At 68.2% G+C, this 21,231-nt stretch carries 22 protein-coding genes and 1 pseudogene; 14 read left to right on the forward strand and 9 right to left on the reverse strand.

Features of this window, described 5'->3' with window-relative positions; genetic code table 11:
* Positions 1 to 2: 2 nt before the first annotated feature.
* The 7 genes from IM25_RS10385 to IM25_RS10415 all read left to right on the forward strand — a co-directional run bounded on the left by IM25_RS10385 (position 3) and on the right by IM25_RS10415 (position 5,228).
* On the forward strand, positions 3 to 434 hold the full coding sequence (locus tag IM25_RS10385) for a MarR family winged helix-turn-helix transcriptional regulator (RefSeq protein ID WP_006551668.1): 432 nt from the start codon (positions 3 to 5) through the stop codon (positions 432 to 434).
* A 115-nt stretch (positions 435 to 549) separates the two neighbouring features.
* Positions 550 to 1,356 (forward strand): TrmH family RNA methyltransferase, encoded by an 807-nt coding sequence (locus tag IM25_RS10390; protein ID WP_024103089.1) that lies wholly within the window; start codon positions 550 to 552, stop codon positions 1,354 to 1,356.
* Positions 1,353 to 1,625 (forward strand): DUF2537 domain-containing protein, encoded by a 273-nt coding sequence (locus IM25_RS10395; protein WP_019289927.1) that lies wholly within the window; start codon positions 1,353 to 1,355, stop codon positions 1,623 to 1,625. Before IM25_RS10390 ends, IM25_RS10395 begins: the two co-directional genes overlap by 4 nt.
* Positions 1,626 to 1,725: 100 nt before the next feature.
* Complete coding sequence (locus IM25_RS10400; protein WP_065996018.1) at positions 1,726 to 2,151, forward strand: DUF7144 family membrane protein; 426 nt, start codon at positions 1,726 to 1,728, stop codon at positions 2,149 to 2,151.
* Between the two features lie 313 nt (positions 2,152 to 2,464).
* Positions 2,465 to 2,881, forward strand: a complete 417-nt coding sequence (locus IM25_RS10405; protein WP_019289925.1) for an SHOCT domain-containing protein — start codon at positions 2,465 to 2,467, stop codon at positions 2,879 to 2,881.
* 210 nt (positions 2,882 to 3,091) lie between these two features.
* Entirely contained in the window at positions 3,092 to 3,517 is a 426-nt protein-coding gene (locus IM25_RS10410; RefSeq protein WP_019289924.1) for a DUF7144 family membrane protein, read from the forward strand.
* 127 nt (positions 3,518 to 3,644) lie between these two features.
* Positions 3,645 to 5,228 (forward strand): alpha/beta hydrolase, encoded by a 1,584-nt coding sequence (locus tag IM25_RS10415; protein WP_033096954.1) that lies wholly within the window; start codon positions 3,645 to 3,647, stop codon positions 5,226 to 5,228.
* A 33-nt stretch (positions 5,229 to 5,261) separates the two neighbouring features.
* On the opposite strand, the gene IM25_RS10420 is transcribed toward IM25_RS10415, so the two are convergent.
* The 4 genes from IM25_RS10420 to IM25_RS10435 all read right to left on the reverse strand — a co-directional run bounded on the left by IM25_RS10420 (position 5,262) and on the right by IM25_RS10435 (position 9,421).
* Complete coding sequence (locus tag IM25_RS10420) at positions 5,262 to 5,963, reverse strand: DUF6928 family protein (RefSeq protein ID WP_006551661.1); 702 nt, start codon at positions 5,961 to 5,963, stop codon at positions 5,262 to 5,264.
* Between the two features lie 14 nt (positions 5,964 to 5,977).
* Entirely contained in the window at positions 5,978 to 6,847 is an 870-nt protein-coding gene (gene sepH, locus IM25_RS10425; protein ID WP_197483268.1) for a septation protein SepH, read from the reverse strand.
* A gap of 220 nt (positions 6,848 to 7,067) precedes the next feature.
* A complete protein-coding gene (gene serC, locus IM25_RS10430) occupies positions 7,068 to 8,189 on the reverse strand; it encodes a phosphoserine transaminase (RefSeq protein ID WP_006551659.1) in 1,122 nt (373 codons plus the stop codon).
* Between the two features lie 104 nt (positions 8,190 to 8,293).
* Positions 8,294 to 9,421, reverse strand: coding sequence for a citrate synthase 2 (locus IM25_RS10435; protein ID WP_065996019.1), 1,128 nt, complete (start codon positions 9,419 to 9,421; stop codon positions 8,294 to 8,296).
* 184 nt (positions 9,422 to 9,605) lie between these two features.
* On the opposite strand from IM25_RS10435, the gene pdxH reads away from it, so the two are divergent.
* Both pdxH and IM25_RS10445 read left to right on the forward strand, forming a co-directional pair.
* The gene (pdxH, locus tag IM25_RS10440; RefSeq protein WP_198162575.1) at positions 9,606 to 10,292 is read left to right on the forward strand and encodes a pyridoxamine 5'-phosphate oxidase; all 687 of its coding nucleotides are present in this window, start codon (positions 9,606 to 9,608) and stop codon (positions 10,290 to 10,292) included.
* Entirely contained in the window at positions 10,289 to 11,557 is a 1,269-nt protein-coding gene (locus IM25_RS10445) for an MFS transporter (protein ID WP_033096779.1), read from the forward strand. Before pdxH ends, IM25_RS10445 begins: the two co-directional genes overlap by 4 nt.
* Positions 11,558 to 11,575: 18 nt before the next feature.
* Here the strand turns inward: IM25_RS10445 and IM25_RS10450 are convergent, their stop codons facing one another.
* The 3 genes from IM25_RS10450 to IM25_RS10460 form a co-directional block, all read right to left on the reverse strand.
* The gene (locus IM25_RS10450) at positions 11,576 to 12,670 is read right to left on the reverse strand and encodes an Rv2629 family ribosome hibernation factor (protein WP_033096778.1); all 1,095 of its coding nucleotides are present in this window, start codon (positions 12,668 to 12,670) and stop codon (positions 11,576 to 11,578) included.
* 83 nt (positions 12,671 to 12,753) lie between these two features.
* On the reverse strand, positions 12,754 to 13,695 hold the full coding sequence (locus tag IM25_RS10455; RefSeq protein WP_033096777.1) for a serine hydrolase: 942 nt from the start codon (positions 13,693 to 13,695) through the stop codon (positions 12,754 to 12,756).
* A complete protein-coding gene (locus IM25_RS10460; protein ID WP_006551653.1) occupies positions 13,692 to 14,567 on the reverse strand; it encodes a LysR family transcriptional regulator in 876 nt (291 codons plus the stop codon). Before IM25_RS10460 ends, IM25_RS10455 begins: the two co-directional genes overlap by 4 nt.
* A 167-nt stretch (positions 14,568 to 14,734) precedes the next feature.
* Here IM25_RS10460 and bla point away from each other — a divergent pair, with 167 nt between their 5' ends.
* From bla to IM25_RS26785, 4 genes and pseudogenes are all read left to right on the forward strand, one after another.
* Complete coding sequence (gene bla / locus IM25_RS10465; protein ID WP_232333438.1) at positions 14,735 to 15,712, forward strand: class A beta-lactamase; 978 nt, start codon at positions 14,735 to 14,737, stop codon at positions 15,710 to 15,712.
* A gap of 271 nt (positions 15,713 to 15,983) precedes the next feature.
* Entirely contained in the window at positions 15,984 to 17,282 is a 1,299-nt protein-coding gene (locus tag IM25_RS10470) for a citrate synthase (protein WP_006551650.1), read from the forward strand.
* Between the two features lie 50 nt (positions 17,283 to 17,332).
* Positions 17,333 to 17,683 (forward strand): annotated as a pseudogene (locus IM25_RS26780) (FKBP-type peptidyl-prolyl cis-trans isomerase); the annotation flags it as partial.
* 6 nt (positions 17,684 to 17,689) lie between these two features.
* A complete protein-coding gene (locus tag IM25_RS26785; RefSeq protein ID WP_039958015.1) occupies positions 17,690 to 18,055 on the forward strand; it encodes an FKBP-type peptidyl-prolyl cis-trans isomerase in 366 nt (121 codons plus the stop codon).
* 70 nt (positions 18,056 to 18,125) lie between these two features.
* On the opposite strand, the gene IM25_RS10480 is transcribed toward IM25_RS26785, so the two are convergent.
* Positions 18,126 to 18,806 carry a TetR/AcrR family transcriptional regulator gene (locus tag IM25_RS10480; protein ID WP_052039992.1) on the reverse strand — a complete coding sequence of 227 codons (681 nt, stop codon included), beginning with the start codon at positions 18,804 to 18,806 and terminating at the stop codon, positions 18,126 to 18,128.
* 104 nt (positions 18,807 to 18,910) lie between these two features.
* Here IM25_RS10480 and IM25_RS10485 point away from each other — a divergent pair, with 104 nt between their 5' ends.
* Entirely contained in the window at positions 18,911 to 20,710 is a 1,800-nt protein-coding gene (locus IM25_RS10485; protein ID WP_033096776.1) for an acyl-CoA dehydrogenase, read from the forward strand.
* Here the strand turns inward: IM25_RS10485 and IM25_RS10490 are convergent.
* Positions 20,693 to 21,205, reverse strand: a complete 513-nt coding sequence (locus IM25_RS10490) for a hypothetical protein (RefSeq protein ID WP_033096951.1) — start codon at positions 21,203 to 21,205, stop codon at positions 20,693 to 20,695. The genes IM25_RS10485 and IM25_RS10490 overlap by 18 nt on opposite strands.
* Positions 21,206 to 21,231: the final 26 nt, after the last annotated feature.

The raw sequence follows: 21,231 nt of genomic DNA on the forward strand, positions 1-21,231 counted from the left end.
CCATGATCTCGGATACACGCGCACTCGCCGGTGACCTCTCACTCGCCGTTGTGCGTCTGACGCGTCATCTGCGGGGGAGACGCACCGATTCCCGAGTTTCTCTGACCCAGATCTCGGCAATGGCCACCCTCGCGCAGGAAGGTGCGATGACCCCGGGGGCACTGGCAGCGCGCGAACGCGTCCAACCACCCTCGATGACCAGGGTCATCGCGTCTCTGCACGAACTCGGTCTCGTCGAGCGGACGCCGCACCCGACGGACGGACGACAGATCATCGTGACGCTGTCCGAAGCCGGGAGGGAATTGCTCGCCGACGAGGCGCAGGCACGCGAAGTGTGGCTGACCGAACGGCTCGACAAACTCGATCCCGACTCGCTCGCCACATTGCGCGACGCCGTCGGAATCCTCACGGCGCTCGTCGCTGAAGACGACTGACCGCACCGCGGTCGATGACGACTGACCGCACCGCGGTCGATGACGACTGACCGCACCGCGGTCGTGACGACCGACCCGGTGTGGGAGGGTGCAGGGCCGCTGGGAGAATGACCCGGTGGTTCACGTCATCGACATCGACGATCCTTCCGACCCCCGGGTGGACGACTTCCGCGATCTCAACTCCGCGGACCGTCGGCCCGACCTTCCCGGTGGCAAGGGTCTGGTGATCGCAGAGGGTGTGCTGGTGGTCCAGCGCATGCTCGACTCCCGGTTCGCTGCGACGAGCCTGCTCGGGGTGAGTCGGCGGCTGGACGAACTCGCCGACGACCTGCGTGACGTCGACGTGCCGTTCTACCGCACCGATGCGGCGACCATGGCGGAGGTCGTCGGCTTCCACCTCAACCGCGGGGTGCTCGCCGTCGCGCACCGGCCCGAACCGCTCTCGCTCGACGACGTCCTCGACAAGGCGACCACGGTCGCGGTGCTCGAAGGGGTCAACGACCACGAGAACGTCGGCTCGATGTTCCGCAACGCCGCCGGACTCGGCGTCGACGGTGTGCTCTTCGGGAAAGGATGCGCCGACGCTCTGTACCGGCGTGCGGTGCGCGTGTCGATGGGGCACGTCCTCCGGGTCCCCTTCGCGCACGTCGACCGGTGGCCGTACGACCTGGATCTGTTGCGCAGCAGAGGATTCCAACTGATCTCCCTGACCCCGGACCCACGGGCGATCCCGCTCGCCGAAGCGATGACGGGGGAAAAAGTCGCGCTCCTGCTCGGCGCCGAGGGGCCGGGCCTGACCGAACATGCGATGCGGGCGACCGACGTGCGTGCCCGGATTCCCATGGCTGTCGGCACGGATTCGCTGAACGTGGCCACCGCGGCTGCGATGGCGTTCTACGAGCGGGTGCGGCTTCCGCGATGAGCCAGGCTCGCGGTCCCGCGCCCACTCCCTGGGCGACGGGGCTCACGCTGACGGCTTTATCCTTCGTCGCCACCGTCATCACCGTCGTCGCCTGCGGGCAGGTGCTCGGCCGGATCCATCCGGCCCTCGCCGTCGTCGTCAATGTCGTGACGGTCGCGGGAGTCGCGCCGACCGTGTGGTCGTGGCTCCGGGTGCAGGTACTGCGCTGGCTCGCCGCCGGGTTCCTGGCCGGTGTGCCGTTCGGCTGGCTCGCGCTGCTCGTGTCCTGAACGAGTTCTGGGTGCGATTGCCGGCGGAAAACCTGAACCTCCATTGGAGAATTCCGACGAAGCGCACACTCGAGATGTCGGGTCATCCGGAAGGAGCATCATGTCACGCAATGTGCATGCCGAGCGGGAGGAAATGTCGGTCAAGCAGGGTCTCGCCGCGGGAACGTCGGTCGGTGCCGCAATCATCATGACCTTGATCGGTGCTCTGCAACTGTTGCAGGGGATTGCTGCGGTCGCCGAGGACGAAGTCTTCGTCGCCGGCCAGGAGTATCTGTTCACGTTCGATCTCACCACGTGGGGGTGGGTCCACATCGTTGTCGGTGTCGTGATGGTGATCGTGGGCATCGCGTTGATTTCCGGGGCGACATGGGCGCGCGTCTCCGCAATGGTCATCGCCGCGCTGTCGATCCTGGTGAATTTCATGTGGCTTCCCTACTACCCGGGGTGGGCGCTTGCGATCATCGCCCTCGATGTAGTGGTCATCTGGGCGATCGCGACCTGGACCCCCCGCGCGGTGTACTCCTGACCGACTCGAGCCGGTGCCGAATCGCGCCGATTGCGCAAACCGATGTCCTCCACCCATGGACGGGCGTATGGTATATCCGGCCCTCCCCGATCAGAGGGACGGAGGTCGTCATGACTGAAGATGGACCTGCCGAAGCCCGAATCGGACAGTCGTCACGATTCGACGCCGGTATCGATGAGTGGACCGGGGGGCCGCGAGTAGTGGCAGTGCCGTAGCGGCACACCGCAGGGGGAAGCAGGATTCGAGGTCTTCATTCTCCGGTGGTTTCATGGGGGCATCGTCCCGCCATCGGTTCGGCCGAGGAGGTTCGGCTATGGATTCATTCTGGGACTACGTGTGGTACACCGTCGTCGTATTCGCCTTCGTGGCATACCTGATCGTCCTGTTCCAAATCATCGTCGACCTCTTCCGGGATCACTCCGTGTCCGGTTGGGTCAAAGCGATGTGGGTCATCGGTCTGGTGCTCCTTCCGTACCTGACAGCGCTGGTCTACCTGATCGTTCGCGGTCGGGGAATGGCTCTGCGGGCACAACAGGCCCAGGCCGAGGCGAAGCAGGCCACCGACGAATACATCCGGACCGTGGCGGTCGGGAAATCCCCGGCTCAACAGATCGCCGATGCCAAGGCCCTGCTCGACTCCGGTGCGATCACGCCCGCGGAGTACGAACACCTCAAGGCGCAGGCGCTCGGCAACGCCACGACCGGACGTGACGGCGTGCCCATCGCGTGAATCGTCGTCGCGGGGAGGGCGCTGCGGACGGAGTCCTCCCGTGGTCGGCTCGTGCGTTCGACGCCTCGTCGCGTCGAGGAGCCGGCGGTCGAAAGTGTAAGGGTGGCAGCATAACCCGCAGGCACCCTTGTTCCTGAGAATCGGACCGTGACCGTTCCTCGCGAGGATCGGCGCACGGTCGATGTCTCCTTCGTACACGAGAGGATTGTCATGTCACAGGATGTACGCCCCGACCGGGGCGGGGTCAGTGTCAAACAGGGCATCGCCGCAGGCACCTCGATCGGAGCAGCGATCATCCTGGCAACTGTCGGCATCGTCCAGATCTTCCAGGGCATCGCTGCGGTGGCCGAGGACGAAGTGTTCGTGCGGGGCGTGGAATACACGTTCAAGTTCGACTTCACCACGTGGGGATGGATTCACATCGTCCTCGGTGTCGTGATGCTGGTCGCCGGTCTCGCGTTGATGAGCGGTGCCACGTGGGCTCGCGTCACGGCCATCATCATCGCCGCGTTGTCGATCATCGCGAACTTCCTGTGGTTGCCGTACTACCCGTGGTGGTCGATCCTGATCATCGCGTTGGACGCGGTCGTGATCTGGGCGATCTCGACCTGGCAGCCACGCTCCGACTACTACTGACGCGACCGTGCAAGAAAACGGCCGCAACGTCCGGGGTGATCCGGGCGCGAACGTCGCGACCGAAGTTCCCCGATCGCGGGCACGGCGGTGGGCACTGCACCTCACACTTCCCGGGTGTTGGGGTGCAGTGCTTTTCGCGTGCCTGTCGTTCACCCCGTCGTTGCTTCCGCGCGGCGGGATCCTGCAGGGGATGATCTGCGGGATCGCTGCCGCGATCGGATACGGCCTCGGCGTGCTCCTCGCGTTCGTGTGGCGCGCCTTCGCCGACCGGCCTCCTCGGTCTCCCAAGGCTGCGTCGTGGTGGATCTTCGGCGCCTGCGGGGCGGTCCTCTTCGCGGTCTTCTTCGGGCTCGGCCAGTACTGGCAGCACGAGATCCGTACTCTGATGGGGGTTTCCGAGTACAACCTGGCACTTGCGGTTCTCTCCCCGCTCGTCGCGGTCGTGATGTTCGCTGTGCTGCTGGCGATCGGACGTGGTATCCGCGCCCTGTACCACTGGGCGGCACGGACACTCGACCGGTGGATCGGGCAGCGGGCCGCGAACGTCGTGGGGTGGGTTCTCGTCGCGGGACTCGTGTACGCGATCGTCTCCGGAGTGCTCCTCGCCGGCTTCATCGACGCCGCCAATGCGGCGTTCTCGGCGCGGGACACGAGAACCGAGGAAGGTGTGCAGCAACCGACGACCGCACTCCGCTCCGGTGGACCGGATTCGGTCGTTCCGTGGGATTCTCTCGGGTGGCAGGGGCGGATCTTCGTCGGGCAGGGGCCGACCACCGAACAACTCGGTGAGTTCACCGAAGGTCCTGCCCTCGAACCGATCCGGATCTACGCCGGCCTGGCATCGGCGGACGACACCGAGGATCGCGCGTCCCTCGCTGTCGAGGACCTCACCCGGGCAGGAGGATTCGAGCGGAGCAACCTGGTCGTCGTGACGACGACGGGGAGCGGCTGGGTGGACCCGGCCCTGGTGGACTCCGTCGAGTACCTCACCGGCGGCGACGTCGCGACGGTCGCGATCCAGTACTCCTATCTGCCCTCGTGGATCTCCTATCTCGTCGATCAGTCGAAGGCGCGGGAATCCGGACGCGACCTGTTCGACGCGGTCTACGACGTCTGGTCGAAGCTTCCCCAGGACGCCCGCCCCCGACTGCTCGTGGCTGGGGAGAGCCTCGGTTCGTTCGGCGGGGAGACCGCCTTCAGCGGCGAGTACGACCTGCGCAATCGCACGTCGGGCACGGTCTTCGCCGGACCTCCGAACTTCAACGTCCTCTTCCGGGAGTTCAGCGATCGCCGGGAGGCCGGCAGCCCCGAGATCGAACCGGTCTTCCGGGACGGCCGCACGGTGCGGTTCACGAACGACCCACAGGCGGAGATCCCGCCGACGGACGAGCCGTGGGAGGGGAGTCGGGTGCTGTATCTGATGCACCCGTCGGACCCGATCGTCTGGTGGAGTCCGCACCTGATCACGAGTGAGCCGGACTGGATCGGCGAAGCCCCCGGCCGCGACGTGCTCGAGGACATGGTGTGGATCCCGTTCGTGACCTTCTGGCAGGTCACGGCCGATCTGCCCTTCTCCACGGGTGTCCCGGCCGGGCACGGCCACAAGTACAGCACCGAGTACGTCGACGCCTGGGCTCTCGTCCTGCAATCCCCGGAGATCACACCCGACGACATCGACGAGGTGAAATTCATTGTCGGAGCAGAGGAGTGACGAGTCCGACCGGGAGCGTCGCTCGACGGCACGTCAGTGCGCCGCGAGTCGCCGCCACCAGGAGGTCTTCGGTGCGGGGACGGAGATCTGCGGGACCGGGGTGCGCAGCGTGAAACTCCAGGTGTCGATGTTCCGCGGGTCGAGTTCGTCGTCGCGGCGCCCGACATAGCGGAACCCGAGCCACGCCCCGTGGGCCTCCTCGACGAGCTTGCGAGGGTGGAAGGGCAGGGACTCCGGGGGAGGGGGTACGTTCGGCGGCCAGCGGAGCGGATGCTCGCCCGCCCAGAACGGCCGCTCCCATACGAACGGGATTCCCTGGTCCTCGAAGAACTCGACGGTGTTCGCTCCGAAGCCGCGGCGCAGCCGGCCGCACTCCCACACGGCGAACGATCCCCACGCACCGGCCGGATCGGATGCCAGCAGGCACGTGCGTTCGGCGGCGGGCGTGCGCAACCACATCGTGGGCAGCTCCGAGGGGTGGCGTAGTGCGAATCGGGGGCTCGACACCACCGTCACACCGGGATAGCTACCGACCCGGAACTGTTCGGCGCCATCGTCCTCGCCGGTGCCCCCGGCGTCGGCGAGCGGTACCCGCGCGCCGGGATCGACCTGGAACTCCGGGAACAGACGCGACAGAAGTGCTCGCGCCGCATCGCGGTCCGGAGAGAACTCGCGCAGCACCGCTACGGGATCGGGTGCGTCGACGTACCAGAGCGTCGACACTGTCGCCGACATCGTCGACGACTTCCTCAGACGCGTCCGTTACTGCGCACACCGAGCAGCACGTCGTCCCACGAGGGGAGCGCGGGCTTGCCGCGCTTGTCCTTCGCGGGAGCCTGCGACGCGCGCGATGCATCGGCGTCGTCGGGCACCGTGACGGCGACGGTGGTCTCCTCGTCGGCGACCGGCTCCGGAGCCGGTTCGTCGGAAGCGGGAGCCTCCAGCGCGATCGGGGCGTGATGGTCGGCGTTCTCCACCTCAGTGGAATCGTCGACGTCGCGCGCCGAGTAGACCGGGGTCAGGTAGCGCAGGGGACGGCCGCAATCGGGATCGACGAGATCGGCGGCAATGTCGTCGAGCGCGGTGATCGTGCCGCCGTGAGCGTCGGGCTGGTAGCGCCAATGCGCGCGGTTCGTGGAACGACCGGCGTGCCACCGCAACTGCGCGACCCAGAAGCCCTCGTCGTCGCGCCAGGCGTCCCACTCGGCTTCGTCGAGGCTGTGCCCGCGAGCACGGAAGGCCTGCGTGACGATCTCGTGGAGGGTCTCGACGGCGGGACCGTCGGGGCGGACGGGATGGCCTTTCTTGGCCATGTCGGCGGCCCGGGACCGCTCGAGCAGGACGGGATAGGCGAACCGTTCGACCTTGGCGACCGGGACGCCGGCCTCGTCGGCCACCTGTTCGACCGAGGCGCCGCCGCGGATGCGGGCCTGGATCTCGCGAGGGCGGAGCTGGCTGGTCGTCTCGATCTGGATCTGGCCGAGACGGGCCAGATCTCCGCGAGCGGCCGCGCGCAGGGTGTCGTCGACGGGAATGCGGAACTTGTCCCCCGTCGTGGGATCGGCGAGCACCACATGCTTAGCATCGGGCTCGAGACCGACCACTCGAAGCTCTCGCACCTTGACCTCCTCGCGCCGATCGCGATTGACCCGCCCGACTGTAACCGACCTGGATATTTTTCGTGGCCGGACACGCCGCGCCACGCCGAGCGACATCGCAAGAAATCCGACGCGGCGCGTTATCGTCCAGGGTTCGCCGAAATGTCTCGATGCGAGGTCGAGACTATGACAACAACGGGGCCGGATCCGACATCGGACCCGGCCCCGCTGTGCGGCGTACTCAGAGCTGGGAGACGACCCAGTCGATGCACTTGGTCAGCTGCGTGACGTCCTCGGGATCGATGGCCGGGAACATACCGATGCGCAGCTGGTTGCGGCCGAGCTTGCGGTACGGCTCGGTGTCGACGATGCCGTTGGCCCGCAGGATCTTCGCGACTTTCGCCGCGTCGACGGAGTCGGCGAAGTCGACGGTGCCGACGACCTGCGAACGCAGCGACGGATCGGCGACGAACGGCGTCGCGTACTCGGAGGCCTCGGCCCACTCGTACAGGCGCGAGGACGAATCCTTCGTGCGCGCCACGGCCCAGTCGAGACCGCCGTTGCCGTTGAGCCACTCGATCTGGTTCGCGAACATCAGCAGGGTGGCCAGTGCCGGGGTGTTGTAGGTCTGGTCCTTGCTGCTGTTGTCGACGGCGATCGGCAGCGACAGGAACTCGGGGGTGAAGCGACCCGATTCCTTGATCTCGGCGACACGCTCGAGCGCGGCCGGGCTCATCAGCGCGATCCACAGGCCACCGTCGGCGGCGAAGCACTTCTGCGGGGCGAAGTAGTACACGTCGGTGTCGGAGATGTTCACCGGCAGGCCGCCGGCACCCGAGGTCGCGTCGATCGCGATCAGGGTGTTGTCGGAACCGGCGGGACGCTGTACCGGAACCGCGACACCCGTGGAGGTCTCGTTGTGCGCCCAGCCGATGAGGTCGGCCGATGCGTCGGCGACGATCTCCGGAGCCGAGCCCGGCTCCGAACCCACGACGATCGGATCGCCGATGAACGGGTTCTTCTTCGCGACCGTCGCGAACTTCGACGAGAACTCGCCGTAGGTGAAGTGCTGCGAGCGCTCCCGGATCAGACCGAAGGCCGCAGCGTCCCAGAAGGCGGTGGTGCCGCCGTTGCCGAGGACGACCTCGTAGCCCTCGGGCAGGGAGAACAGGTCGCGCAGACCCGAGCGGACACGGGCGACGACGTCCTTGACCGGCTTCTGCCGGTGGCTGGTGCCGAACACCGAAGCGCCGACATCGACCAGCGACTGCAGCTGCTCGGGACGAACCTTGGACGGGCCGCAGCCGAAGCGGCCGTCTGCGGGCTTGAGGTCGGCGGGAATGATCGGTGACGCGTCTGCCATCGGAATGCGTGTCCTAAGAGTCGAGGGACATGGTGCACAGGCAGTCTAGACCGCCCCCTCGGAGCCTCCGCCGGGCGCTGGTCGGCCCGGCCGAGGAAGAGGCATCAGCGATGCGTGATCGAATCCCAGCCCGTGACCTCGGAGGCAGGGCGTGGATCGGGGCCGGTGTAGATCGCCGCGGGACGCACGAGCTTGCCCAGACGCTTCTGCTCGAGGATGTGGGCGCACCAGCCGGCGGTCCGTCCGCAGGTGAACATCGCGGGCATCATCGCCGCGGGGACCTCGGCGAAATCGAGGATCACCGCAGCCCAGAACTCGACGTTGGTCTCGATCGCCCGGTCGGGACGACGCTCGCGCAGCTCGGTGAGGGCGGCCTGCTCGAGCGCGGCCGCCGCCTCGAAGCGCGGAGCGTCGAGCCGCTTCGCGGTGCTGCGCAGCACCCGGGCGCGGGGGTCCTCGGCGCGGTAGACGCGGTGACCGAAGCCCATGAGCTTCTCCTTGCGGTCGAGGATGCCCTTGACCAGACCGCGCGGATCGCCGGTGCGTTCGGTCTCCTCGATCATCGGCAGCACGCGGGCCGGCGCACCGCCGTGCAGCGGGCCGGACATCGCGCCGACCGCGCCGGAAAGCGAGGCGGCCGCGTCCGCGCCGGTCGAGGCGATGACCCGGGCAGTGAACGTCGAGGCGTTCATGCCGTGCTCGGCCGCCGAGACCCAGTAGGCGTCGATCGCCTCGACGTGCTTGGGATCCGGGTCGCCCTTCCACCGCACCATGAAGCGCTCGGTGACGGTGCTCGCCTCGTCGATGCGCTGCTGCGGCACGGCGGGCTGGTAGATGCCGCGGGCGGGCTGCGCCACATAGGACAGGGCCATCACCGCGGCGCGGGCGAGATTGTCGCGGGCCGTGGCGTCGTCGATGTCGAGCAGCGGACGGAAGCCCCAGATGGGTGCGAGCATCGCCAGACCGGCCTGGACGTCGACACGCACGTCGCCGGTGTGGATCGGCAGGGGGGACGGCTCGGCCGGGTACAGGCCGCGACCGAACTCGCCGTCGACGAGCAGGGCCCACACGTCGCCGAAGGTCACTCCCTTCTCGACGAGCTCTTCGATGTCGACGCCGCGATAGCGCAGTGCGCCACCGTCCTTGTCGGGCTCGGCGATGTCGCTCGTGAAGGCGACCACGCCTTCGAGTCCTGCGACGAAATCCTCGGGAACTGACGCGCGCGCTGCCATGACGGTTGGGCTCTCCTCGTTCGAGCACGGCCCGGTCCGAGCCGCGCTGCCGGTGGAATGAGGTCACCGTCAGGTGTGATCGGCGCCCCACTCGGGTCGTCGGGAAAACTGTAGCGCCCGTGGTCCGAGCGTCGCTGCCCGGATGCCGGGAGTACCGTCGTCGTTCGTGCCGTCCGATTTCCCGTTGCCGCGCCCCGAGGGTGACGACCTCGCGCGTATGCGTGTCGACTACAGCCCGTCCGGGCCGACCGACGGGTCCTCGGCCGACCGCGATCTCACCCCCGGCGATGTCGCCGAGGGCTGGCTTCCGCTGGTGCGTACGTGGTTTGCGAACGCGGTCGCCACCGCGGTGCCCGAGCCGAACGCGATGGTGCTCGCGACCGTCGACGAGCGCGGCCACCCGGCGACCCGCACCGTGCTGTGCAAGAAGATCGACGCCGACGGCCTGACCTTCTTCACCAACTTCGAGTCCGACAAGGGCCGCCATCTGGCCGGGCACCCCTACGCGTCGGCGACCTTCCTCTGGCTACCGGTCTACCGGCAGGTGACCGTCCGCGGACCGGTCGTGCGCGTGCCAGACGAGGAGACCCTCGCGTACTGGCAGACGCGGCCGCGCGGATCCCGCCTGGGCGCATGGGCGTCGCAGCAGTCGCGTCCCGTGGCCGAACGCGCCGATCTCGAGCACGCCCTCGTCGAGGCCGCCGCGCGCTACGAGGTCGACGACGACATCCCGGTGCCGCCGTTCTGGGGTGGATTCCGCATCGTGCCCGAGTCCGTCGAGTTCTGGCAGGGCCGGCCCAACCGGTTGCACAACCGGATCCGGACCCGCCTGGTGGACGGTCGCTGGATCGCCGAGCGTCTGCAACCGTGAGGCGCCTGCTCGCCGACACCACACCGCTGCGCAACAAGGACTACGCCCGGCTGTGGTGGGCCGGGATCGTCACCGTCATCGGTGCGCAGATGGCGGTCGTCGCCGTACCCCAGCAGATCTACGAGATCACCCGGAACTCCGCTTATGTGGGGTTGACCGGCGTGTTCGGGCTCGTGCCGCTCGTGGTGTTCGGCCTGTGGGGTGGAGCGCTCGCCGATGCGATGGACCGCCGGAAACTGCTCATCGTCACCTCCACCGGTCTCGGTGTCACGTCGCTGTTGTTGTGGGCGCAGGCCGCGATCGGTCTGAACAACGTGTGGGTACTGCTCTGTCTCTTCTCGATGCAGCAGGCGTTCTTCGCCGTCAACCAACCCACCCGGGCGGCGGTGATCCCGCGGTTGCTGCCGGTCGGGCAGATCGCGGCGGCCACCTCGCTGAACATGACGGTCGTGCAGTTCGGGGCGATCGCCGGTCCGTTGTTCGCCGGCGCTCTCATTCCCGTCGTGGGTCTGTCCACCCTCTACCTGCTGGACGCGATCTTCCTGCTCGCCACGCTGTGGGCGGTGGTCCGACTCCCGGCGATCCCGCCGCTCGGTGAGGTCACCAAGGCCGGATTGCGCGCGGTCTTCGACGGTTTCCGGTACCTGTCGGGCCAGAAGATCCTGCTGGCGTCGTTCGTCGTCGACATCGTCGCCATGGTGTTCGGGATGCCGCGCGCCCTGTTCCCGCAGATCGCCCACGAGTCGTTCGGCGATCCGGCGCAGGGCGGCTTCGCCCTCGGTCTGCTGTTCGCGGCCATGTCGGTCGGCGCGGTGATCGGCGGCGTCTTCTCCGGATGGCTGCCGCGGGTGCAGCGCCAGGGTCTCGCCGTGATCGTGTGCATCGTCCTGTGGGGCGTGGCGATGGTCGGCTTCGGTGTCGCGGTGTGGTGGGCCGAGCCCGACGGCAGCGGTCTGCTGCTGTGGGTCGCCCTGTTCTTCCTGGCGTTCGGCGGGGCGGTCGACATGGTGTCCGCGGCCTTCCGCTCGACGATGCTGCAGACCGTCGCCACCGACGAGATGCGTGGCCGCTTGCAGGGCGTGTTCATCGTCGTCGTCGCGGGCGGACCGCGCATCGGCGACGTGCTCCACGGCGCCGCCGCAGCGGCTGCAGGCACGGCCGTCGCGGCTGCCGGTGGCGGCGTCCTCGTCATCGTCGGCACGCTCGTGTGCGTCGTCGCCTTCCCGACCTTCGTCCGGTACCGGGTCACCCGCACCCTCGATTGAGGGTGCGGGTAGCGCGGATCAGTATCGCAGGAGCCCTGCGATCCCGTCGGCGGGGCTCAGACGCTCGTCGATCCGCACCAGGCGGTCGGCTCCCGTCACCGCCGCTGCGACCGGCAGGGCTTCGTCCGCCCGGCACACCCGTTCGTTCTCCGATCCCATCGCCGAGAGCGCGTCGGAGTCCTGGGCGACGACGGACGGATCGTCCCCGACCAGTACGGTCGCGTCCCCGAGATCGCCGATGATCAACGACTCGACCCGACGTTCGCGCAGGGCCGCGGTGACCTCGGCCAGACCCTCGACGGCCAGCCCCGTGCCGGCCCCGGCGCGGAACCGTTCGGCGGCCTCGTCCATCTCGGCGAGCCGCTGCTGGGCGAGCCCTTCGTCGAGGGCGGCCCGGGTCTGCGCAGGATCGGACCCCTCCGCGCGAGAACCGGTCTCCACCTGCACCGCCACGTCCGCCGTGCGGGAAACGAGAGCATCGGCCAGGTCGTTCCGGGAGCGGACCTCACCGATCAGGAAGACCGGGTCCGTGCCGTACTCGTCGGCGAGTTCGGTGACACGCTCCGCCACTTTCGCGATGTTCCGCCGGCGCTGCTCCTCCACCGGAGGTTCCGGATCGCCGTAACCGGGAGTCTGTGCCCCGGAGGCCTTGTGCACGGGGTGGTCGTCTCCTTCGACCGTCTCCTCGTGCACGACGGCGCCGTTGCGGTCGTGAACCGTCAGATCTGCGCCCACGTGGTCGACCCTGACCACGAGATGCGGACGTCCTCGGCTGCCGTGTTCGACGAGCGGAATCAGGTAGGGACCGTCCGACCATCGCACCTCGGTCTGCAGCGGAGGGCGGACCAACCGCTCGTCGACCCATACGCGGTCTGCGTTCGCCACCACCGCGCGGCCGCTCGTCCCGACCGGTGTGGGCCCCTCGGTCACCGCGTGTTCGACGTGAGCGCGCACCTCCTCGGACACCCCCAGTTCCTCGAGCTTCTCGGAGATCGCGCGCCAGGTGAGTTCGGCGACCTTCGCAGCATCCTCGGTCGTGTGCGTGTCCTCGAAGTACACCGAGGCGAACGGACCGGCAGCGGAAGCGAGTTCCTGGAATCGATCGGCCTTCACTGTTGCTCCTTCGTCGTCGATTCACTGTTCCTGTTTCGGGTGCCCGACCCGGTGCGCGGGCAAACGACGACGGCGACGGAGCATCACATCTCGGGCGGGAACGCTCGGGGATCGGCGAGCGGCGCCCGTAGTTCGGTGACGGCGATGCGCGCGGCCTCACCGATCGCTGCATCGACGACCGGCAGTACGGGATCCGCGCGGGCGGCGCGGGTGAACACCGCGACGGCGATCGGATACTCGCCGGGGAACTCGACGACCGCCACCTCGTTGCGGATGATGCCGATCGTGCCGGTCTTGCCGGCGATCGCGACCCCGCGATGCGGGAAGCCCGACGCGATGCGGTGCGGCCAGACCTGGGCGCGCATCACCTGCTGCGCGAAGGCGGTGCTCTCGGGCGAGAGCACCGAGCCCGACCACACGGCCTCGAGCAGCCGGGTCATCTCCTCCGGGATGGTCGCGCTCGTGTAGGCCGGGTCGTACGCCGAGACCGTCCAGGCCGCGTCGATGTCGGTGAGCGCCCGGAACGCCTCGACGGTGGTGCGGGTGTCCGTCTCCTCGACGAGGCGCTGATAGACGTCCGCCGTGCCACCGATGATCCGGGTCCGCGTGAGTCCGAGGCGCGCGAGGAGTTTCTCGACGGTGGTCGTGCCGATCTCGCCGAGCAGCACATCGGCCGCCGCGTTGTCGGACACCGTCATCATCGATGCGGCCACGTCGCGTCGGCTCATCGTCACCGGATCCCGGAAGCTCGCGATCCCGGTCGGGCCGGGGGTGCAGTCCGACGGCACGATCCGCAGCTGCCCGGATGCGTCGAGTCGGCCGGCGTCCACCTCCGCGCAGAACGCGAGGAACAGCGGAAGCTTGTACACCGACGCGAGGACCACGCGTTCGTCCCCGCGCACCGACAGCGTCGCTGCACGTGGATCCGAACACCGGCGGGCGTGCAGCCATCCCGTGCACCCGGCATCCGCGAACACCGCGCGGATCCGGTCGACCGCCGTGTCTCGCCGTTCCCCGCCTTTCACCGGACGCGTTCCTTGAACAGCACGCGGTCGAGGGCGTCGACGTGCGCACCGACGTCGGCGTCGGCACGTCGCACGATGCGCACCCGCAGGGCCAGCGCGGACGGAGCCCAGTCCAGCCAGGCCACGCCGGGCACCGAGCCGGGCGGTGAGGTCGACATCCCGAAGTGGGTACCGGCGGCCACGGCGGCGAGCACCGCGCGGTCGTCCGCCGCCGGGGTGGTCTCGACATCGAGTCCGCGTTCGCGCAGCAGATCCTGCGCCGCGTCGAAGGCCGCCGGGTTCCCCGTCCGCGGCGGCGCGGCGAACGTCAGGTCGGAGAGCATCGGCAGACGGGGTCGGTCGGAGCGGGCGCTGCGGTGGTCGGCCGGCACGACCAGCCATCGCCGGAGTTTGACCACCGGGCCGGCCTCGAGTCCTTCGGTCAGAGCCGGATGCTCGACGACGGCGAGATCGCACATGCCCGAGCGGACGGCGTCGACGAGTTCGACCGTGCTCGCGGAACGCGTCGCCACCGTCGCCTCACCGCGTCTGCTCAGAACGGTGACGCACAGGGTGACCAGGCGATCGGGTAGTACGCGGGTGGCACCCCAGTGCAGAAGACCCCGGGCGCGGGCGACGCGCCCGGCCTCGGCGAGGAAACGATCGGCGTCGTCGACGAGGAGACGAGCGCGGGGGAGCAGTTCCGCTCCGGCGGGCGTGAGGACCGCTCCCTGCCTGGTGCGATGCACGAGTTCGGAACCGAGATGCTGCTCGAGTTTCCGAAGTCCTTGTGACAGAGGAGGTTGCGTCATGTCGAGCACCGCCGCGGCCCGGCCGAAGTGTCCTTCCTCCGCGACGGTGACGAAGAACCGGAGGTGGCGGATCAGGTCCATGGCAGGGGATTCAATCAGCACGGGCGGACGATTCACCGACCCGGCGTGTCGCGCGGCCGGATCCCGTCCGTCGTCCCCGCCTCCAACAGCGGCGATAGTTCTTCCGACTCGTGCGGACGGCGGGTGGGTATTGGCGGGGCGACTCCCGTCGGTGGTGTCCTGTCGGCATGGCTTCCACCGATTCACTGCTCCGGAAAGGATTGTCGCGCAGGGGTTTTCTCCATTTCGCCCTCGCCCTGTCCTCCGTCGCCGCGGCGGCGGCCTGCGGGTCGCCGGACGGTCCGATCGCCAGGGGGCCGTCGACGACGGCCGATTCGGTACCCGGCACACATCTGCTCGCCGCCGGTGTCGACGAGCGTCTCCGGGAGATCAAGGACCGCTACGCCGTGCGGCTCGGTGTGGTCGCGCAGTCGCCGGTGACCGGGCGCGTCCACACCTATCGGGCCGACGAACGGTTCGCGATCTGTTCTCCGTTCAAGGTTTACGCCGCCGCCGCGATCCTGCGACTCGAGGCGGAAGGATCCCTCCGTCTCGACGAGACCCTCCCGATCGACCCGGAGGACATCGTCGTCAATTCGCCGGTGACCTCGGAACATCAGGGGCGCGTACTGCCGATCGACCGGCTGTGCGAGGCCGCGCTCACCCGCAGCGACAACACTGCCGGAAACCTGATGCTCCAACGGATCGGCGGACCCGGGGCCGTCACCGCCTTCGCCCGTTCCGTCAGGGACGAGACCACCCGGCTCGACCGCTGGGAACCCGAACTCAACGAGGCGGCACGGGGCGACGAGCGCGACACCACCACCGCTGCCGGACTCGCTCGCGGCTTCCGGGAGGTGCTCCTCGGCGCGGGGTTGCCCGCGCCGCAACAGCGGACACTGCTCGGCTGGATGCGCGCCACCACCACCTCGGACACCCGGATCCGCGGGGGATTGCCGCCGGGATGGACGTCGGCGGACAAGACGGGCGGGGGCAATCACGGGACGGTGAACGACGCCGGGGTGGTGTGGTCGCCGGACGGGCAACCGCTGCTGCTGGCGATCCTGTCGGACTCGACCACCGGCGACCCCGACGCACCCCTCGAGGGCGCGCCCGTCGCGGAGACCACCGCCGTGCTGGTCGACGCACTCTTCGCTGTGCCGTGAGTACAGTGTCCGGCGTGGGGCGCCGGATACGCGCAGATCCCCGCGTAACGACCTTGGTGAGACCCGGGTAGTATTGCCGCAGGTTATCGGCGTGTGCCGGCCTTGCGGCGCAGTCGCGGAGGGGGCGGGCGAGCGTTCGGAACCCACATGGACGACATACCGATCGGGGACTTTCGGCGGACCCTGCCGCAGCGCATACCCCGCGCTACGGCTAGGTTCTACGTGAATGTCCGGAAGTTTCTCGTAGGTCTGAGCTTGAGAGGGATCCTTCGTGCCCGCTGAGAATGACACCAACCCCACCCTCAGCTACCCCGGTGGCGAACACACGATGTCGATCGCCAAGGCGACGGAAGGCAATGACGGTATCGAGCTGGGCAAGCTCCTCGCGGCGACCGGGTACACCACCCTCGACCCGGGTTTCGTCAACACCGCCTCCACGAAGTCGGCGATCACGTACATCGACGGCGAGAAGGGCATTCTGCGGTACCGCGGATACCCGATCGAGCAGCTCGCCGAGAAGTCGACGTTCATCGAGGTCAGCTACCTGCTGATCTACGGTGAGCTGCCGACTGCGGAGCAGCTCGAGGTCTTCACCGACAAGATCCGCCGCCACACCCTCCTGCACGAGGATCTCAAGCGGTTCTTCGACGGCTTCCCGCGCAACGCGCACCCGATGCCCGTCGTGTCGAGCGCGGTCAACGCCCTGTCGGCGTACTACCCCGACTCCCTCGATCCGGACGACTCCGAGCAGGTCGAGCTGTCGACGATCCGTCTGCTCGCCAAGCTGCCGACCATCGCGGCCTACGCCTACAAGAAGTCGGTCGGTCAGCCCTTCCTCTACCCCGACAACTCGCTGTCGCTGGTCGAGAACTTCCTGCGCATGACCTTCGGCTTCCCGGCCGAGCCCTACGAGATCGATCCCGAGATCGCTCAGGCGCTCGACATGCTGCTCATCCTGCACGCCGATCACGAGCAGAACTGCTCGACGTCGACGGTGCGCCTCGTCGGTTCCTCGGACGCGAATCTCTTCACGTCCATCTCGGGCGGCATCAACGCACTGTGGGGCCCGCTGCACGGCGGCGCCAACCAGGCCGTGCTCGAGATGCTCGACGGCATCCACAAGTCCGACGGCGACGTCAAGGACTTCGTCCGCAAGGTCAAGAACAAGGAAGACGGCGTGAAGCTCATGGGCTTCGGGCACCGCGTCTACCGCAACTACGACCCGCGGGCCGCGATCGTCAAGAAGACCGCCGACCGCATCCTCAAGAAGCTCGGTGCGGGCGACGAACTGCTCGAGATCGCCATGAAGCTCGAAGAGGCCGCCCTCACGGACGACTACTTCATCGAGCGCAAGCTGTACCCGAACGTCGACTTCTACACGGGCCTGATCTACCGTGCGATGGGCTTCCCGGACCGCATGTTCACCGTGCTGTTCGCCCTGGGTCGCCTGCCCGGCTGGATCGCGCACTGGCGTGAGATGCACTCGGACCCGACCCTGAAGATCGGCCGTCCGCGTCAGATCTACACCGGTTACACCGAGCGCCCGTACACGTCCCTCGAGGAGCGCTGAACCCTCGGAGCGACCGGAAAGATCGACCGAATCCCGACGAGGAGACACGCATGACAAAGCCTGAAATCGAGTTCCAGGAGGGTCCCGCCCCCACCCAGTTGGTCATCAAGGACCTGGTGGTCGGCGAAGGTGCCGAAGCGGAGCCCGGATCGAAGGTCGAAGTCCACTACGTCGGGGTCGAGTTCGATACCGGTGAAGAGTTCGACTCGTCGTGGAGCCGTGGTGAGTCCATCACCTTCCCGCTGTCCGGTCTGATCGCCGGCTGGCAGGAGGGCATCCCGGGTATGAAGGTCGGCGGCCGTCGCCAGCTGACCATCCCGCCGGAGCTCGCCTACGGTCCCGCCGGGTCGGGCCACCGCCTGTCGGGCAAGACGCTCGTGTTCATCATCGACCTGCTCGCCGTGCAGGTGCCGCCGGAGGTTCCGACGGTCGAGCCGGCGACCGGCCCGGCGCCCGCCGATCTCGTCATCGAGGACATCACCATCGGTGACGGCGACGAAGCGCAGCCCGGCGGCGTGGTCGACGTGCACTACCACGGCGTGGAGTACGACACCAACGATGTGTTCGACTCGTCGTTCGCTCGCGGCGACTCCGTCCGCTTCCCGCTCGGACGACTGATCCCGGGCTGGCAGGAAGGCATTCCGGGCATGCGCGTCGGTGGACGCCGCAAGCTCACGGTGCCCCCGCAGCTCGCGTACGGACCGGCCGGTTCCGGGCATCCGCTCGGAGGCAAGACGCTGGTCTTCGTAATCGATCTGCTCGGCGTCGGATAGCCGGACCCGCAACGACATCCGAGGCCCGCAACACCGGTGAGACCACCGGGGTTGCGGGCCTCGTCTTCGTTCAGTTACGGGGCGCCCCGAGCATCGACAATGCGAGGCCGACGTAGTTGCGGGCCAGATCGTCGACGTCCACGCGGCCGGGCCGGTACCAGCGGGCGACGTCGATCCCCAGCGACAGGATCGCCAGTGCTGCGGTGGGCACGTCGCCGACCCGGAACGCGCCGATGTCGACCCCCGAGGAGATGACCTCACGGACCACCGCGTCGGTGCGCCTGCGGATCTCCGCGATCTCGCGGTAGTGCTCCTCCGAGAGCGCATGCAGTTCGTACTGCGCGACCCGGCAGGTGGTGTGGTGCACGGCGTGGATCCGCACGAAACGGTCGACGATGGCGCGGATCCGCTCGATCGGGTCGGTGGAACTCGTGGCGGCGCTCTCGACCTCCTCGAGGACGTGGAGGTGCCCGTTGCGGCCGGCCTCGAAGAGCACGGCCTCCTTGGACGGGAAGTGCACATAGAGCGCTGCGGGGCTCAATCCTGCGCCGACGGAGATGTCTCGGGTGGTGGTCGCGTGGTAGCCGCGGCGTGCGAAGGACTCCACCGCGGAGGCGACCAGCCGGCGCGCGACCTCGGATCCACCGCTCGGGAGCGCTGCGACAAGAGAGGCCTCGGGGGTCTGCTCGGGTGTGTCGGTCACGGGGTCCGTCCTGCGGGTCGCGGAGAAGGCGTCGTTGACATCATGCACCGTCGTTGGTCTACTGAGTGAGCGCTTAGTTCGTTCTGCTGAGTTCGTTCTGCTGAGTTCGCTCCTGCTACGGCCGATATCCGAGTCGCCCGAAAGGATCCTCGATGCCTTCTCCAGTCCTGTCCCGCCGCGACCTGGACTTCCTCCTGTACGACTGGCTCGACATCGAGTCCCTCACCGCTCGCGACCGCTTCGCCGAGCATTCACGGGAGACCTTCGACGCCGTACTCGACCTGAGCGCCGACATCGCCACCAAGCACTTCGCTACCCACAACAAGAAGGGCGACGCTCAGGAGCCTCGCATCGGCGAGGACGGTCGCGTCGAGATCATCCCCGAGGTCAAGGACGCGCTCGACCTGTTCTGCAAGGCGGGACTACTCGCCGGCGGGTTCGACGAGGAGCACGGCGGCATGCAACTGCCGGTCGCCGTGCAACGTGCCTCGATGGCGTGGTTCCAGGCCGCGAACGCCGGCACCTCGGCGTATCCCTTCCTCACCGCAGCCAACGCGAACCTGCTGGTCACCCACGGCAGCGACGAGCAGATCGAGATGTTCGTGCCGCCGATGCTCGAGGGCCGCTTCTTCGGCACCATGTGCCTGTCCGAACCGCAGGCCGGTTCGTCGCTCGCCGACATCACCACCAGGGCCGTGCCCGTCGCCGACGGCACCTACCGGCTGACCGGCACCAAGATGTGGATCTCCGGCGGCGACCACGAACTCACCGAGAACATCGTCCACCTCGTCCTCGCCAAGATCCCCGGCGGGCCGGACGGGGTGAAGGGCATCTCGCTGTTCATCGTCCCGAAATTCCTCGTCGAGGCCGACGGCACGCTCGGCGAACGCAACGACGTCGCGCTCGTCGGCCTCAACCACAAGATGGGCAACCGCGGTACCACCAACACTCTGCTCAACTTCGGCGAGGGCGTCCACACCCCCGGCGGCGAGGCCGGTGCGGTCGGCTACCTGCTCGGTGAGCCGCACGAGGGCCTGTCGTACATGTTCCACATGATGAACGAGGCCCGGATCGGCGTCGGCTTCCTCGCCACCTCCCTCGGCTACGCCGGGTACCTGCAGTCGCTCGACTACGCCCGTACCCGCACGCAGGGCCGGCCGCTCGGCGCCAAGGATCCGGCCTCGCCGCAGGTGCCGCTCGTCGAACACGCCGATGTGCGACGAATGTTGTTGGCGCAGAAGTCCTATGTCGAAGGCGCTCTCGCGCTGGGGTTGTACTGCTCGAAGCTCGTCGACGTGCAGCGCACCGCCGAGAGCGACGACGAGCGCACCCGCGCCGGTCTGCTGCTGGACCTGCTCACGCCCATCGCGAAGTCCTGGCCGTCGCAGTGGTGCCTCGAAGCCAACAGCCTCGCGATCCAGGTGCTCGGCGGCTACGGCTACACCCGCGAGTTCGACGTCGAGCAGTTCTACCGCGACAACCGACTCAACCCCATTCACGAAGGCACGCACGGCATCCAGGGCCTCGACCTACTCGGCCGCAAGGTGATCATGCAGGGCGGTGCCGCTCTCGCGCTGCTCGGCGAAGCGGTGGGCGAGACGATCGCGCGGGCGACGCAGGCCGGGGGCGACGCCGCCGCCTACGCCCAGCAGTTGGGCGCGGCCGTGGCGCGCGTCGCGGAGACGACCGCGACGCTGTGGTCCACCGGCGATCCCGCTGTGGCCCTGGCCAACTCGTCGGTCTACCTCGAAGCCGTCGGGCACGTGGTGGTGGCGTGGATGTGGCTCGAGCAGCTTCTCGCGGTGGGCGACCGCGAGGGCGACTTCTTCGACGGGAAGCGCGCCGCCGCACGGTATTTCTTCCGTTTCGAACTGCCCAAGACCGGTCCGCAGTTCGATCTGCTCGCAAGCCTCGACCGCACGACCCTCGACGTGTCACCGTCGGTTCTGTAACGACACCTTCCAGATGACCGTCACCGACCCGCCGACCGGTAGCGCATGCCACCGGTCGGCGTAGTCGTCGAAGGTGTCGACGATCCGGTCGACCACCGGGGTGATATCGTGCGCGGACACATATGCCGGAAGGCCCGACGCCAGGCCGCGTCGCGCCTCCCAGACGGGAACGGCGATGCGCGCCGGTGTCTCCGACCTGATCATGTCGGCCTCCGCGCGCGGCGGCATCGCATGCTTCTTCGAGCGCCGACGCCGACCCGCTCTGGTCCGCTCCGCATTGTCGACGGGCCAGAACATGCCGTTGTCGCCCGCGGCCAACTGCCCGAAGACCCCGAGTTCGATCCCCGCCTCGTTCTCGACCAGCAGGTGCACGAGGTCGTGGGGGAGATAGGGGTGACCGCCCGGGCCGTTGCGCGGAGCGAGCTCCGGACCGATGTCGCGGTGCACCGCGATCTCGTACCCGATCCCGGGACCCTTCGTGAAGACGACGCGCATGTTCGTCACGTTAGGCCCCGCGGGTG

The sequence above is a fragment of the Rhodococcus sp. p52 genome (genome assembly GCF_000763325.2).
Lineage (GTDB): Bacteria > Actinomycetota > Actinomycetes > Mycobacteriales > Mycobacteriaceae > Rhodococcus > Rhodococcus pyridinivorans.